The organism is Pseudocitrobacter corydidari (assembly GCF_021172065.1).
Classification (GTDB): Bacteria; Pseudomonadota; Gammaproteobacteria; order Enterobacterales; family Enterobacteriaceae; genus Pseudocitrobacter; species Pseudocitrobacter corydidari.
In genome coordinates this window covers 4,237,607-4,253,226 of record NZ_CP087880.1, presented here as the reverse complement: position 1 = coordinate 4,253,226, position 15,620 = coordinate 4,237,607, and the positions used below count along the sequence as shown (strand labels likewise).

Here is a 15,620-nt window from a genome sequence, read left to right as displayed (position 1 = left end):
ACGTCAAACACCTGACGTCAGTTCGTAAAGAAATTTCAGCGATTAACGGGCCTTCAACGAGTAGAAATGATGCGTGGGGTGATAAACACCACCAGCTCTCGTCGCTCATTATCTTTGCCGTCATGGCGGAAAAGTTGGCCCAATAGCGGGATATCGCCCAATAAAGGTATACCATCCCGCGCAGTTTTGTTTTTTTGCGAGAATATTCCACCCAGTGCCAGCGTTTCGCCGCTCTGGACTTCCACCTGGGTTTCAATCTCCTGTTTATCGATGGCCAGCACTTCACCGTCGGCCTGTTGCAGCACCTGCCCCGGCATATTCTCACTGATGTGCAGTTTCAGGCGGACACGGTTTTTTTGTAGCACCGTGGGGGTCACTTCCATCCCCAGCACCGCCTCTTTAAATTCCACCGAGGTCGCGCCGCTTTCGCCGCTGGAAACCTGATACGGGATTTCGCTCCCCTGTTTGATGCTGGCAGGCTGTAGATGCGAAGCCAGTAAACGCGGGCTGGCGATAATTTCCAGCTGCTGCTTTTGTTCCAGCGCCGAGAGCTCCAGCTCCAGCAGGCGGCCATTAATGCGGCCAATGTTTAACCCGGCGCGGGTTGTCGCATCCGCCACAGATAAGTCGCTACTGAGGGTGGTCACTTTGCCCAACCCCGGTGGATTGGCCGCATCCGCCAGCGTCCACTTCACACCAAGCTCGCGCAGGCTCTTTTCATTAATGGTGACGATGTGCGCCGCCAGCTCAACCTGACCCACGGGAATGTCCATTTCGCTGGCCCAGCTATCAAACAGCGGCAGATGATTTTCATCATCGCGCAGAATGAGCCGATTGGTGCGTTTATCAACGGTGAGCGTACCGCGCGGGCTCAGCAACTTCTCCCCGGCTTTGGCGAGTTCCGTCGCATCGGCGTGATACAGCACGATACTGCGGCTTTTCAGCGGTAAGGCCTGCTGGCGTTTTTCCTGCTCAGCCTGCGCGCGTTGCTGACGCGCTTCCTGCCAGGCCTGCGAATGAATAGCGATAACGCTGCCTTCCTGGGTCATCATTAATCCGCTGCTGGTTAACACGGTTTGCAGCGCCTGCTTCCACGGCACATTCTTCAGCTGCAACGACAGCGTGCCCTGCACATCGGGCGCAATCACCATATTGCGCTGTTCGAGATCGGCCAGGCTTTGCAGCACCTGCGCCACCGGCACCTCATCGACCACCAGCGACACATTTTTACTGGCGGCCAGCAGCGGCAGCAGTAACAGCGCCAGCAGGCTTATCCTTTTTATCATGCTCGATTTCTCCTTTAATGATTCGCCACTGCGACGGCTCGCAGGCTTCACCCGTCTCCATCGTCAGGCTTTGCGTCGTGATTTCCGTAATGCGCCAGCCAGACATGAGGACGTCTTCTCGCTGTATCCGTCGCCATTTTCCTTTTTCGTCGCGCAAAAATGCAATCTGCCGTTGCCCGCTATCCACACTGCCCGCGTACTGCCACCGGCTTAGCTGCGCGGTTCGACAGGGATCGTCTGGCGGAATAAACGGGTCGCGCATGCCCAGCAGCAACGGAAGGAGCAGCACCAGCACGGCGCGTGATTTACTCTCCATTGCTCCCCTCCAGTTGCAGCGTCAGCACGTGCCGCGTCTCACCCGCCTGCAGAGAAAACGCCGCTACCCGCATTCCCCGTTCCGCCAGAAGCATAAACACCGATGGCACCTGCTCCCATACGGTTTCCAGCACCAGCTCACCGCCACGCCCGGCAGGCGTCCAGCTCATCAGCTCTGCCCCAGGGCGTTGAAAATCAACTGGGGAAAAGGGTTTGCTCGTCGCCAGACTTACGTCAGCAGCGACGTTTAGCGCCGCCTGTAACGGCATCACGCTCTGCCAGCGGGCGATGCGCAGTAGCTGCTGTTGCTTCCACGCGGCGTTATGCGGGGGCGATTCCGTTTGCAGCAGAAACGCCACGCCGCCCGCCGCCATCAACAGCAGCCCGGCAAGCCCAATAAGCCAGCGTTCAGGGTGCAGCATCGGCGGCCCTCCTTTTCATCCGATAGTTGAAAAGCCAGCGCCCGTCTTTATCGCGCGCCATTTTTCCGGCAACGGCAGGCTGAAAACCGTCGATGCGTTGCATTTGCTCATCAAGGGCATGCAATGCGGAAAAACGCGCCAGCACGCCGGAAAGCTGCAAAACGTCGTCCTGGTAGCTCAGGCTGGTCAGCCATGCCTGCGCGGGCAACTGTTCGGCTAGCGCCACCAGCCGCGCCTGCCAGGCGAGAGTTTGCCGCCGCGCGGCCTGTTGACGCTGCAATAGCGCGCGTTTCTCCAGCTGGAGCCTGAGCTGTTCTTCACGCAAGCTTAGGGCGTGATTTAACTGACGTTCGGCCTCAACATGGCAAATCAGCAGCGTCGCTTGCAGGCTCGATTCCACCTGCCTGCTGCCACCTGACGCTAAAAGCGTCAGCATGGTGCCGGCCAAAATCAGGCTTCCAAGACGGAGCCGTTTTCGCTGACGGGATTGTCGCCAGGGCAGAAAGTTAACCGCCGCGCTCATGCCTGTGCTCCCAGCGCCAGGCCAATGGCGATGGCAAACGCATCGCTGTCGGTGGGCAACGGCGGCTGAATCTGCCCAATGACACTCCACGGGTCGAAGCAAGAAACGGCATCAGCCTGCGCGGTACAGCGCACCAGTTCAGGCATGGCCAGCCGCGTACTGAGTTGGTGCAACGAAGACGCCTCCGCCTGCAACACGCTTCCCCAGCCTGCTGCGCCGGCCCATAGCCAACGAGCGTCGTCCTGCCACGCCAGCCCGCTCGCCCCGTGGGAAAGCCAGGGCAGAAAGTGGCGCAGCGCACAGGCGTCGGGCGTAATCGCCGTCACATGCAGGCGCAGCGCGCGGGCGATGCGCTGCAACGGTTCGACGTCTTTACGCTGAGCCGCAGTTACGCTCCATCCTTCTGCCTGGATGTTTGGCTGATAATCAAAACAGAGCGCAGAAGGCTCCATCGCCACCTGCTGTGCCATGGCGCTGGCGATCCACTGCGCTTGCTCGCTGTCACGCAGCGTCATCGCCGCCTGTGGCAACGTTTTCTGCAAGGTGCGGTGCGCCGGAAACGCCAGGCTGACCGCATGCTGCCACGGCAGCTCGCGTCGCCAGGCCGAGAGAGCCGCCACCAGCGCGTTTTCCGTCTGTGAAGGGGAAAGTGTGGAGAAATCAGCGGGAAGCGGCAGAAGCCACCACCGACGCAGCGCCCAGCCGCCGCGCACGCGCTGGAGCGCCAGGGCCGCAATTTTATCCTGTTGAATGTGAAGACCTATTTGCCAGCATCCGAAAGCCATTTCGTGATATCCCTTAAACGCCATCATGGTGACGGCTATATCAATGCATCTGGCTTGCCTTTATACTACCGCGCGTTTGTTTATAAACTGCCCAAATGAAACTAAATGGGAAATCTCCGGTGAAGTTCGTAAAGTATTTATTAATCCTTGCAGTCTGTTGCATTCTGCTGGGAGCAGGCTCGGTTTATGGCCTCTACAAGTATATTGAGCCCCAGCTTCCTGATGTTGCGACGCTCAGAGACGTGCGTCTGCAAATTCCAATGCAGGTTTACAGCGCAGACGGCGAGCTGATCGCCCAATATGGCGAAAAACGGCGTATTCCGGTCACCCTCAGTCAAATGCCGCCTGAGCTGGTGAAGGCCTTTATTGCCACGGAAGACAGCCGTTTCTACGAGCACCACGGGGTTGACCCGGTGGGGATTTTCCGTGCCGCCAGCGTCGCGCTGTTCTCCGGCCACGCGTCGCAGGGGGCGAGTACCATCACCCAGCAGCTGGCGCGTAACTTCTTCCTCAGCCCTGAAAAGACGCTGATGCGTAAAATAAAGGAAGTGTTCCTGGCCATTCGCATCGAGCAGTTGCTGAGCAAAGATGAGATCCTCGAACTCTATCTGAACAAAATCTACCTCGGCTACCGCGCGTACGGCGTGGGCGCTGCGGCGCATGTTTACTTCGGTAAATCCATCGATCAGCTGAGCCTGAGCGAAATGGCGGTGATCGCCGGCTTACCGAAAGCGCCTTCCACCTTCAACCCGCTCTATTCTATGGATCGCGCCACGGCCCGTCGTAACGTGGTGCTGTCGCGCATGCTGAACGAAGGGTATATCACTCAGGCGCAGTACGATCAGGCACGTAGCCAGCCGATTGATGCGGACTACCATGCCCCGGAAATTGCCTTCTCTGCCCCGTATCTGACCGAAATGGTGCGCCAGGAGATGGTGAAACGCTACGGCGAGCAGGCGTATGAAGACGGCTACCGCGTTTACACCACCATCACGCGTAAGAACCAGCAGGCCGCGCAGTTGGCCGTGCGGACCAACGTGATGGATTACGATATGCGTCACGGCTATCGCGGCCCGTCTAATGTGCTGTGGAAAGTGGGCGAGACGCCGTGGGATAGCAAGAAAATTACTGACTCCCTGAAAGCGCTGCCGACCTACGGGCCGCTGCGCCCGGCGGTGGTGATGTCAGCCAGCGCGACGGAAGCGACCGCACAGCTGGCCGATGGCAGTTCGGTCTCCCTGACAATGGAAGGCGTTCGCTGGGCGCGCGCCTGGCGTTCAGATACATTGCAGGGGCCAACCCCGCGTCGCGTTAGCGAAGTCGTGCAGGCCGGGCAGCAGATTTGGGTGCGTCAGGTTGGCGAAAGCTGGTGGTTGTCGCAGGTGCCGGATGTGAACTCGGCGCTGGTTTCCATCAACCCGCAGAATGGCGCGATCATCGCGCTGGTCGGCGGCTTCGATTTCAACCAAAGCAAATTTAACCGCGCCACGCAGGCGCTGCGTCAGGTGGGCTCGAACATCAAGCCGTTCCTGTACACGGCGGCGATGGACAAAGGCTTAACGCTCGCCAGCATCCTGAATGACGTGCCGATTTCCCGCTGGGATGCCGGGGCCGGTTCAGACTGGCGTCCGAAGAACTCCCCGAACGAGTACGCGGGCCCGATTCGCCTGCGCCAGGGTTTAGGTCAGTCGAAAAACGTGGTGATGGTGCGTGCCATGCGTGCGATGGGCGTCGATTATGCGGCGGAGTATCTCCAGCGCTTTGGCTTCCCGTCAGAGAACATTGTTCGCACAGAATCGCTGGCGCTGGGCTCGCCGTCCTTCACCCCGCTACAGGTCGCACGCGGCTATGCGGTGATGGCGAACGGCGGCTTCCTGGTCGATCCGTACTTTATCAGCAAGATTGAGAACGATCAGGGCGGCGTGATTTTTGAAGCGAAACCGAAAATCGCCTGTCCGGAATGCAATATCCCGGTGATTTACGGTGAAACGCAGAAATCTGACGTGCTGGAAAACAAAGACGTTGAGGATGTCGCCGCATCACAAACGCCGCAGAATTCCAGCGTGCCGATGCCGGAGCTCGAGCAGGCTAACCAGTCTCTGGTGGCGCAGACTGGTGCGCAGGAGTACGCCCCGCATGTGATCAACACCCCGCTGTCGTTCCTGATTAAGAGCGCGCTGAATACCAACATCTTCGGCGAACCGGGCTGGCAGGGTACCGGCTGGCGTGCGGGCCGTGACCTGCAACGCCACGATATCGGCGGTAAAACCGGGACCACCAACAGCTCGAAAGATGCGTGGTTCTCAGGCTATGGTCCGGGCGCGGTGACATCAGTATGGATTGGCTTTGACGATCACCGCCGCGATCTCGGCAGAACGTCTGCTTCTGGCGCGATTAAAGATCAGATTTCCGGTTACGAAGGCGGTGCAAAAAGCGCGCAGCCTGCGTGGGATGCGTTTATGAAAGCTATTCTGGCCGGGGTGCCGGAACAGCCGTTAACGCCGCCGCCGGGTATCGTCACGATTAATATCGACCGCAGCACCGGTCAGTTGTCCAGCGGCGGTAACAGCCGCGCCGAATACTTTATCGAAGGCACCCAACCGACGCATCAGTCGATTCGCGAGGTGGGTACGGAGATTATTGATAACGGGGAATCGCAGGAATTGTTCTAAAAAAAACGCCCGGCAGCAGTAACATTGCCGGGCGTTTTTTATCACGGACAATCACAATGGATACGGAAATTCATTCTGCTTCGATAAACGAAGACGAACAGGAAAAAAGTACACAGTTCACCTATCAGCATCCGCCATATAGTCTGACTCAGGTAGATTACATACGTGTTACTGCGTATTGGCAGCAGCGCCAGGGTATACGCCGGTTTACTAAATATGCCAATGTTTACATCATTGGTATGGCCATCTGCGTATTTCTGGCTTGCACCTTCACATCACTCCTTGAGTTGTTTGATTTGGTGATCCAGATTTCCGTACAGCATATCTCCACTGGCGCGACCCTTTTCCACTCTGGCCCCGGCACATTCGCTGCGCTGTTCATGCTGTTGTATTTTCTTATTTTTTTCCGCTGTTGGCTTATCAATCACAGGCAAAAAAAAGCAAACCTGAAAATCTACAATCAGACAGCAATGTTAGACGGGATGAATTTCAGAATTGACAAAACAGGTCTTACCTACTGGAATGTTTCAGGCTCATACAGCGTGTGTGCCTGGTCAGATATCAATGACCTTTTTGCCTATCAGGACAAATTTATTTTAATTCTGCACAACACCCGATTTGTCTGGTTGAGCGCCAAAGAAGAACTCGCGCTGGCGTTTATCCGCGAGCAGATCGCTCACTCACGCCAGGCGAAGCAAGAGGAGTGATTAAAACCTGCCCTGCGCCTTCAGCCACTCGCGCACTAAAAACAGCGCGCTCACATTACGGGCTTCGTTGAAATCCGGCTCTTCAAGCAGTTCCATCATATTGGCGATAGGCCAGCGCACCTGCGGCAGCGGTTCCGGTTCATCGCCTTCCAGCGATTCGGGATACAGGTCTTCCGCCACCACGATATTCATCTTACTGGAGAAGTAAGACGGCGCCATGCTGAGCTGTTTCAGGAAGGTCAGGTTGTTTGCCCCGAATCCTACCTCTTCTTTCAGCTCGCGGTTTGCGGCTTCAAAGACAGTTTCACCCGGGTCGATGAGCCCTTTAGAGAACCCCAGTTCATAGGACTCGGTACCCACGGCATATTCGCGGATGAGGATTAAGTGATCGTCCACCACCGGCACAATCATGACGGCTTCACGCGACGACGGTTTCATGCGTTCATAAACGCGGCGTACTCCGTTACTAAACTCCAGATCTACGCTTTCAACATTAAACAAACGGGAACGCGCGACCGTTTCAACATGGAGAATCGTGGGTTTTTGTAATGGTTTACTCATTGGACCGTTCTTTGCTGTGATGACTGTTGTCATTGTGAGCCAGGAGGCGCATTCCGGCAATTTAAAATGGCCGTTATTTACATATTCGTAACTAATGTTTTTGATAACCCTTATTTGTTCCAAAAAGTCAAGAAGTTGAAACAAATTTGAGAATTTGCTGATATTCGCCGCGAGAGGGGTTTGTTATCCTCGCGAGTTACGATAGTGTGCAACAAATCTGTGAAGACCTGGGTCATTCGTATTAAAAGTGAATAATAAAAAAGACGAATGAAGCGACCGACATAAATAAGGATAATGGCAATAGCATGGGCACATTGACTCTCTTTACCGCTGCGATACTGGTCTGTGCCCTGGTGGCGGGCTGGTATATTCGCCTGCGCGCAAAGCGACGCCGTTTACCCTGGCTGCATGCATTCCCTGGCGCGACCACGCGCAAATTAACCGACGATGAGCGTCGCGGCATTGAGAACTATCTTGAAGATCTCAACCAGAGTCAGCAGATCCCCGCATCGGGTTCTACGGTCGCCCCTGCGCTTATCTCGTTGAACGCGCAAAGCAATACCGTTTTCACCCTGACCCGCGCCATTACCCGCTACGGCATCACGACCGACGATCCCAATAAATGGCGCTATTTCCTCGACTCCATCGAAGTTCATTTGCCGCCCTTCTGGGAGCAGCACATCAACGACGAAAACAGTATTGAGCTGATCGTCACCGATGATATTCCGCTGGTGATTGCCCTCAACGGTTATTCGCTAAAGGAGTACACCCTCGAAGGCCAGCGTAAGGCGCTGGAATCGCCAACCTCGACGCAGGCATCTATTCGCGGCGAAGAGAGCGAACAGATAGAATTGCTCAATATTCGTCAGGAAACGCATGAAGAGTACGCGTTAAGCCGCCCGGACGGGCTGCGGGAAGCGCTGCTGATCGTTGGCGCATTCATCCTGTTCTATTGCGGCCTGGTCCTGCCTGGCGTCTTTACGCCCTGGCTGCTGGGCGGTGCGGTTTTACTACTGCTGGCGGGCTTGTGGGGCCTGTTTGCGCCGCCGACCAAAACGTCGCTGCGTGAGATTCACTGCCTGCGCGGCACGCCAAAACGCTGGGGTTTGTTTGGCGAAAACGATCAGGAACACATTAACAATATCTCGCTGGGCATTATCGACCTGATTTACCCGCGCCACTGGCAGCCGTTTGTCGCGCAGGATCTCGGTCAGCAGACCGATATCGATATCTATCTCGACAGACACGTAGTGCGTCAGGGGCGTTTCCTGTCGCTGCACGATGAGGTCAAAAACTTCCCGCTTCAACACTGGCTGCGTAGCGCCGTCATTGCCGGTGGCGCGCTGCTGGTTGTGGTAATGCTGTGGGTGAGCGTGCCGCTCAACATGCCGTTTAAATTCACGCTCTCCTGGCTGAAAGGCGCGCAGGTGATTGAAGCCACCACCGTCGATCAGCTCGCCAAAGCGGGCGTGCGTGTGGGCGATACGCTACAGCTTCAGGGCACCGGGATGTGTAATATTCATTCGCCGGGTACCTGGACTGCGCAGGAGAGTTCGCCTTTCCTGCCGTTCGACTGCTCGCAAATTATCTGGAACAACGCGCCGCGCCTGCCGCTGCCGGAGTCCGATATCGTCAACAAAGCCACGGCGCTGGTGCAGGCGGTGAACCGTCAGCTGCACCCAACGCCGGATGACAGCTCCCGCGTCAGCCCGGCGCTACGTTCAGCGATTCAAAAATCAGGCATGGTGCTGCTGGATGACTTTGCCGATATCGTGCTGAAAACCAAAGATCTGTGCTCGGCGGCGGACGAGTGCTCACGGCTCAAAAATGCACTGGTAAACCTTGGGAACACGCGCGATTGGGAAACGCTGGTCAAGCGCGCCAATTCGGGGCGTCTGGACGGCGTGAACGTTCTGCTGCGCCCGGTCAGCGCCGAGTCGCTCGATAACCTGGTCGATACCTCCACCGCGCCGTTTATTCTGCGGGAAACCGCACGCGCGGCACAGGCGCTAAACAGCCCGGCACCCGGCGGTTTTCTTATCACCAGCGATGAAGGCAGCGATCTCGTCACCCAGCCTTACCCCACGATGAGCCTGTATGACTTCCCGGCGCATCAGCAGTGGAGTGAGTTCCAGCGTCTGGCGGGCATGCTGATGCACACCCCGTTCCACGCAGAAGGCATCGTCACCAATATCTTTACCGACGCCAACGGCACGCAGCACGTTAACCTGCACCGCATGCCCGACAGCAGCGGCCTGTGGCGCTATCTGGCGACCACCCTGCTGATGATTACGATGATTATCTGCGCCGTCTACAACGGCGTTCAGGCGCTGCGCCGTTATCAGCGTCATCGCGAGCGTTTGGTCGAAATTCAGAAATATTACGAAAGCTGCACCAACCCCGTTTTGCTCTCCAACCCTGAGGATTATGAGCAAAATATGCCGCATCAATGATCCCATCCTGAATGAAGCAAAGCGGCAGGTTGTGCTAACCTGTCGCGCAATTCTATGGCTGGAGGCTCCCCATGCATTTTGACATCGCCTGGCAGGACGTCGATACCGTTCTGCTGGATATGGATGGTACGCTGCTCGACCTCGCATTCGATAATTACTTCTGGCAAACGCTGGTGCCTGAGACCTACGGCAGCCAGAAGGGCCTGACGCCGCAGCAAGCGCGCGACGCGCTGCGCCAGGAGTACCACGATGTGCAGCATACGCTAAACTGGTACTGTCTTGATTACTGGAGCGACCGGCTGGGTTTGGATATTTGTGCGATGACCCGCGAGCAGGGGCCGCGTGCGGCGCTGCGTGATGATACTGTGCCTTTTCTCAATGCCTTACAGGCGAGCGGTAAGCGGCGCATTCTGCTGACCAACGCGCATCCGTACAACCTTTCCGTCAAGCTGGAGCATACCGGTCTTGATGCACACCTTGATTTATTACTTTCCACCCACACATTTGGTTATCCGAAAGAGGATCAGCGGTTGTGGCAGGCGGTAGCGAAACATACAGGGCTGAAAGCGGAGCGCACGCTGTTTATCGACGATAGCGAGGCGATTCTGGACGCGGCGGCGACATTTGGTATTCGCTACTGTTTAGGCGTCACTAACCCGGACTCCGGTCTGGCGGATAAAAGCTATTTACGTCATCCCGCCCTGAATGATTACCGTCGTCTGATCCCCTCACTCAAGTGAAGGAGTGACCATGAAAGAGAAGTCCGTAGCGGGCGTTCGGCTGGATAAATGGTTATGGGCCGCGCGTTTCTATAAAACCCGGGCGCTGGCGAGGGAGATGGTTGACGGCGGCAAGGTTCACTATAACGGGCAGCGCAGCAAGCCCAGCAAGATAGTCGAACTCAACGCACAGATAACCTTACGCCAGGGCAACGATGAACGTACCGTCGTGGTGAAAAGCATTACCGAACAGCGCCGCCCGGCAAGCGAAGCCATGCTGCTTTATGAAGAGACAGCGGAAAGCATTGAGAAGCGCGAGAAAGTCGCGCTGGCACGTAAACTCAACGCGCTGACGATGCCCCATCCGGACCGACGCCCGGATAAAAAAGAGCGCCGCGACCTGATGAGATTTAAATATGGCGACAGTGAGTGACTGTTGCCTCAAGAGAGAAAATTATGACTCAACACGATCAATTACATCGCTATCTGTTTGAAAACTACGCCGTCCGTGGCGAACTGGTCACCGTATCAGACACCCTCGAACAGATCCTCGCGAACCACGACTACCCGCAGCCGGTGAAAAACGTGCTGGCCGAGCTGCTGGTTGCCACCAGCCTGCTGACCGCAACGCTGAAGTTCGCTGGCGATATTACCGTTCAGTTGCAGGGCGATGGCCCGATGACGCTGGCCGTGATCAACGGCAATAACCAGCAGCAGCTGCGCGGCGTGGCGCGTGTGCAGGGCGATATTCCTGCCGATGCCGACCTGAAAGCACTGGTGGGCAATGGCTATCTGGTTATCACCATTACCCCGGAAGAAGGCGAGCGCTATCAGGGCGTGGTGGGTCTGGAAGGTGATACGCTGGCGGAATGCCTGGAAGATTACTTCCAGCGTTCTGAACAGCTGCCGACGCGTCTGTTTATCCGCACCGGCGAAGCGAACGGTAAACCAGCGGCGGGCGGTATGTTGTTGCAGGTAATGCCTGCACAGGACGCGCAGCGTGATGATTTCGATCACCTGGCGGCACTGACCGAAACCATCAAAGGCGAAGAGCTGTTCACCCTGCCGGCGAACGATGTGCTGTGGCGTCTGTATCACGAAGAAGAAGTGACGATTTACGACCCGCAGGACGTGGAATTCAAGTGCACCTGCTCCCGTGAGCGCTGCGCTGGCGCGCTGAAAACGCTGCCGGATGAAGAAATCGACAGCATCCTGGCCGATGAAGGCGAAATCGATATGCACTGCGATTACTGCGGTAGCCATTACGTTTTCAACGCCATGGATATTGCGGAAATCCGCAATAATGCTTCTCCGGCAGATCCGCAGGTGCATTAATTATCCGGCGTTGAAAAATGCCATTTGTATGCCCGGTAAGCGTAGCGCCACCGGGCATTTTTTTGACCTGTCAGTTGCCGTAATACGTATCCAGCGTTTCATCATTAATCGTTAAGTCGCGCCATGGTTTTGGTTTAGCCCCGATTTTCCCTTCACCTATCGCACGCAAAACCTGCTCTTTCGTCATGCCCTGGGGTAATTTCACAGAACCTTTAATAGCCCAGGCTTTTTTTGCAGAATCGTATGCGTAAATCATGCTTCCTTCATCCCCGAAAGTAAAAAATAGACGTTCAGGCTGGCCATCATCATTTAAATCCTGGCTCGCCAGTAAGCAGGCATCTTTTTCACTACAGGAGGCAAGCCGATAACCATGTTCACTCATCAGTTGCCAGAAGGCTTCATCAGGTTGGGAAGTGCCTGGTGCAATGGCAATATTTTCTGCCAGCTGTTTCCCTGATAATTGTTGACTCTCCCTGTCCAGCATCCTCAGCAAACTACGCTTACGTTGCGCATCCTTCATATACTCCGCATCGTTTTTAAGCGACTCCATCGCCTCGCGTCCGTGACGACCCGTGCTATAAAGCAAATATAACGTCACCTCATCGGCGCTAATCTTCCCGCTATGATAATGCGCCATATGGCTGTTCACGCTGATACGCCATCTGTCCAGTACGGGTGAGTTAAGCAACACCACGAACAGAAGCCCCAGCAGTGACACCGCCAGATTCACCTTTCCCTGCACCATCAACGGGTTTCGCCCCTTCTGACGCACAATACTGATGAAATATCCCAACGACCATACCAGCAGCACAATCACCATCAACGCGCCGTGTATACGGTCAGGCGTCCAACCGTATTGATTTACCCGCAGCCACAGCGCCCAGGCCGAAATCAACACATAGACTGGCGCAATCAGCAGTGCGGTTTTTATCAGGCAGCGCAGCACGACGGTATAGGGTAGTGACGTTTTATGCGGATCGCGGACAATCGCCATCAGCAGTAGCAGCAGGAACGCCAGCATTGAAAGCAGGCCCGCCGCCGAAACATGGCGAGAAATGGCGCTCAGGCCGGTAAACGGCAGCGTGACGATAAAGAGCAGCGTTAACAGCGCGACCAGCGGCAGCAGGCCGGTGGCGATTAGCGTAAAGAGTTTCTGAATGGACGAAATCAGCCGCGACTGCGTACGCGACAGAATCACCGCCAGCGCCGTGATAAGCCCGGTAGCCACATACGTAAAACATTCGGCATCGAAAAAGAGGTCTTTGAAAAAGTGAATACCTACCAGCTTGAAGAGCTCGCCCCACAGCAGCAGCACCAGCCACGTCAGGCCGTTGGCGACCGCTATCACTAATAGCGTCAGAACGTTATGCCAGGCCAGATCATAAAAGCGGGCATAGCGCGTGATTGCCGCGCGAGGATTAAGGTTTAGCTGTATCCAGGGCAGCAACAGCATTACCATCAGCAGAAGATATCCACTGTAGCTTTCGAACAGGCGATGTTGCGACCAGGAGTCCAGGCCTTCGCTTTGCCACTTAATCCAGCCGCTCAAGCCCAGCACGGCGATAAACACCACCGCCAGCCAGCCCCACAACCGCTTCTGTTTAAAAGAAACAACTGCAAAAAGCAGCGTGGAGGAAAGCGCCACGGTCGCGGGCACACCATAAAACAGCCAACCGTTATTATGCGGTGCAAGCCAGTTTAACAACAGGTAGCACACCAGCCCCTGAATCAGGCCAGTGGCCATCATTCCCCAGCGCGTGGGGCGGGAAAGTTCAACGTTATCCATGTCGGTATCCACAAATTAGCAGTAAGCGCGATTATCGCATTACGCCTGATATCACGGTTGAAAAGTGTGGAAATTCGGAAAAGGGCTCAGCGAGGTGAATCGATTTTTTCGATGAAAGGGTTACGTAATTTTCTTTCAGAAATGCGATTACATTCACATAAACATCGTATTTTAAACCATTTTTTAACCAATTAAGAACATTTACCCCAATTCAAGTCATTTTCCTGCCATAATCGGTGCCGCTTCGTGACAGGAGTCACAATGAATTCGTAAGTAGACGTTTTGTCGGGATACGTAAATCTATGAGCCTGGTCGCGGTCAACACCCCTAAAATACCCATAGAATTTGTAGCAATACAATTGGCTAAGGAGCAGTGAAATGCGCAATGGTTTAACTCCGCAGGATCTCAAGGCTTATGGTATCAACGACGCACAGGAGATTGTCTACAATCCGGATTACGACACGCTGTATCAGGAAGAACTTGATCCTAACCTGGAAGGTTACGAGCGTGGCGTCCTGACCAATCTTGGTGCTATCAACGTCGACACCGGTATCTTCACCGGCCGTTCCCCGAAAGATAAATATATCGTCCGTGACGATACCACGCGTGATACCGTTTGGTGGTCTGATAAAGGCAAAGGAAAGAACGACAACAAGCCGCTCTCTCAGGAAACCTGGCAGCACCTGAAAGGACTCGTTTCAAAACAACTTTCTGGTAAGCGTCTGTTTATTATCGACGCTTTCTGTGGCGCGAACGAAGATACCCGTCTTTCCGTGCGCTTCATCACCGAAGTGGCCTGGCAGGCGCACTTTGTCAAAAACATGTTTATTCGCCCAACCGAAGAAGAACTGGTAACCTTTAAACCAGACTTTATCGTGATGAACGGCGCGAAATGCACCAACCCGCAGTGGAAAGAACAGGGTCTGAACTCTGAGAACTTCATTGCCTTTAACCTGACCGAGCGCATTCAATTGATTGGCGGCACCTGGTACGGCGGCGAAATGAAAAAAGGGATGTTCTCTATCATGAACTACCTGCTGCCGCTGAAGGGCATCGCGTCAATGCACTGCTCGGCAAACGTTGGCGAGAAAGGCGATGTGGCGGTCTTCTTTGGTCTTTCCGGCACCGGCAAAACCACGCTGTCCACCGACCCGAAACGTCGCCTGATTGGCGATGACGAGCACGGCTGGGATGACGATGGCGTCTTCAACTTCGAAGGCGGCTGCTACGCGAAAACCATCAAGCTTTCCAAAGAAGCGGAACCGGAAATCTACAACGCGATCCGCCGCGATGCGCTGCTGGAAAACGTGGTCGTACGTGCCGATGGCACCATCGATTTTGACGATAACTCGAAAACCGAGAACACCCGCGTTTCCTACCCGATTTATCACATCGATAATATCGTCAAGCCGATTTCCAAAGCGGGCCACGCGACCAAAGTTATCTTCCTGACGGCGGATGCGTTTGGCGTACTGCCGCCGGTTTCTCGTCTGACCGCTGACCAGACGCAGTACCACTTCCTGTCTGGCTTTACCGCCAAACTGGCCGGTACCGAGCGTGGCGTCAACGAACCGACCCCAACCTTCTCCTCCTGCTTCGGTGCGGCATTCCTGTCGCTGCACCCGACGCAGTACGCGGAAGTGCTGGTGAAACGCATGAAAGCCTCTGGCGCGCAGGCGTACCTGGTCAACACCGGCTGGAACGGCACCGGCAAACGTATCTCTATCAAAGATACCCGCGCCATTATCGACGCCATCCTGAACGGTTCGCTGGATAACGCAGAAACCTTCACCCTGCCGATGTTCGATTTGCAGATCCCAACCGAGCTGCCGGGCGTGGATACGCATATTCTCGACCCGCGTAACACCTACGGTTCCCCGGAACAGTGGCAGGAAAAAGCCACCGCGCTGGCAAAACTGTTTATCGAGAACTTCGAGAAATACACCGATACCCCGGCTGGCGCCGCGCTGGTAAGCGCTGGGCCAAAGCTGTAATCGGTCTGGTGAGATGATGAAATCCCCCTTCCGTGAGGTTGGGGGATTTTTTTTGGTAGGG

General features: G+C 55.4%; 14 protein-coding genes. 7 read left to right on the top strand and 7 right to left on the bottom strand.

Annotated features, from left to right (window positions below; translation table 11 throughout):
- Nucleotides 1–53 precede the first annotated feature (53 nt).
- Genes hofQ through G163CM_RS19660 form a run of 5 tightly spaced genes read right to left on the bottom strand, consistent with a single transcriptional unit; the run spans nt 54 to nt 3,331 of the window.
- On the bottom strand, nt 54–1,286 hold the full coding sequence (gene hofQ / locus G163CM_RS19680; RefSeq protein ID WP_231826039.1) for a DNA uptake porin HofQ: 1,233 nt from the start codon (nt 1,284–1,286) through the stop codon (nt 54–56).
- On the bottom strand, nt 1,228–1,602 hold the full coding sequence (locus G163CM_RS19675) for a HofP DNA utilization family protein (protein WP_231826038.1): 375 nt from the start codon (nt 1,600–1,602) through the stop codon (nt 1,228–1,230). The genes hofQ and G163CM_RS19675 overlap by 59 nt, the downstream gene beginning before the upstream one ends.
- Nucleotides 1,592–2,023, bottom strand: coding sequence for a HofO family protein (locus tag G163CM_RS23475; RefSeq protein ID WP_274707222.1), 432 nt, complete (start codon nt 2,021–2,023; stop codon nt 1,592–1,594). Before G163CM_RS23475 ends, G163CM_RS19675 begins: the two co-directional genes overlap by 11 nt.
- On the bottom strand, nt 2,010–2,546 hold the full coding sequence (locus G163CM_RS19665) for a PilN domain-containing protein (RefSeq protein ID WP_231826037.1): 537 nt from the start codon (nt 2,544–2,546) through the stop codon (nt 2,010–2,012). Before G163CM_RS19665 ends, G163CM_RS23475 begins: the two co-directional genes overlap by 14 nt.
- Nucleotides 2,543–3,331 carry a type IV pilus biogenesis protein PilM gene (locus G163CM_RS19660; protein ID WP_231826036.1) on the bottom strand — a complete coding sequence of 263 codons (789 nt, stop codon included), beginning with the start codon at nt 3,329–3,331 and terminating at the stop codon, nt 2,543–2,545. Before G163CM_RS19660 ends, G163CM_RS19665 begins: the two co-directional genes overlap by 4 nt.
- A 119-nt stretch (nt 3,332–3,450) precedes the next feature.
- Here G163CM_RS19660 and mrcA point away from each other — a divergent pair, with 119 nt between their 5' ends.
- Together mrcA and G163CM_RS19650 are read left to right on the top strand one after the other, a co-directional pair.
- Nucleotides 3,451–6,003 carry a peptidoglycan glycosyltransferase/peptidoglycan DD-transpeptidase MrcA gene (gene mrcA, locus G163CM_RS19655; RefSeq protein ID WP_231826035.1) on the top strand — a complete coding sequence of 851 codons (2,553 nt, stop codon included), beginning with the start codon at nt 3,451–3,453 and terminating at the stop codon, nt 6,001–6,003.
- Between the two features lie 56 nt (nt 6,004–6,059).
- Nucleotides 6,060–6,710, top strand: a complete 651-nt coding sequence (locus tag G163CM_RS19650; protein ID WP_231826034.1) for a hypothetical protein — start codon at nt 6,060–6,062, stop codon at nt 6,708–6,710.
- On the opposite strand, the gene nudE is transcribed toward G163CM_RS19650, so the two are convergent.
- Entirely contained in the window at nt 6,711–7,271 is a 561-nt protein-coding gene (nudE, locus tag G163CM_RS19645) for an ADP compounds hydrolase NudE (RefSeq protein WP_231826033.1), read from the bottom strand.
- A gap of 305 nt (nt 7,272–7,576) precedes the next feature.
- On the opposite strand from nudE, the gene G163CM_RS19640 reads away from it, so the two are divergent.
- The 4 genes from G163CM_RS19640 to hslO all read left to right on the top strand — a co-directional run bounded on the left by G163CM_RS19640 (nt 7,577) and on the right by hslO (nt 11,778).
- A complete protein-coding gene (locus G163CM_RS19640; RefSeq protein WP_231826032.1) occupies nt 7,577–9,724 on the top strand; it encodes an intracellular growth attenuator family protein in 2,148 nt (715 codons plus the stop codon).
- A 71-nt stretch (nt 9,725–9,795) separates the two neighbouring features.
- The gene (gene yrfG, locus G163CM_RS19635) at nt 9,796–10,464 is read left to right on the top strand and encodes a GMP/IMP nucleotidase (protein ID WP_231826031.1); all 669 of its coding nucleotides are present in this window, start codon (nt 9,796–9,798) and stop codon (nt 10,462–10,464) included.
- 10 nt (nt 10,465–10,474) lie between these two features.
- Nucleotides 10,475–10,876 carry a ribosome-associated heat shock protein Hsp15 gene (gene hslR, locus G163CM_RS19630; RefSeq protein WP_015962681.1) on the top strand — a complete coding sequence of 134 codons (402 nt, stop codon included), beginning with the start codon at nt 10,475–10,477 and terminating at the stop codon, nt 10,874–10,876.
- Between the two features lie 23 nt (nt 10,877–10,899).
- Nucleotides 10,900–11,778, top strand: a complete 879-nt coding sequence (gene hslO, locus G163CM_RS19625) for an Hsp33 family molecular chaperone HslO (RefSeq protein WP_015962680.1) — start codon at nt 10,900–10,902, stop codon at nt 11,776–11,778.
- A gap of 70 nt (nt 11,779–11,848) precedes the next feature.
- Here hslO and G163CM_RS19620 read toward each other — a convergent pair whose 3' ends face one another.
- Complete coding sequence (locus G163CM_RS19620; protein ID WP_231826030.1) at nt 11,849–13,564, bottom strand: DUF4153 domain-containing protein; 1,716 nt, start codon at nt 13,562–13,564, stop codon at nt 11,849–11,851.
- Nucleotides 13,565–13,942: 378 nt separating this feature from the next.
- Here G163CM_RS19620 and pckA point away from each other — a divergent pair, with 378 nt between their 5' ends.
- A complete protein-coding gene (gene pckA, locus G163CM_RS19615) occupies nt 13,943–15,559 on the top strand; it encodes a phosphoenolpyruvate carboxykinase (ATP) (RefSeq protein WP_231826029.1) in 1,617 nt (538 codons plus the stop codon).
- Nucleotides 15,560–15,620: the final 61 nt, after the last annotated feature.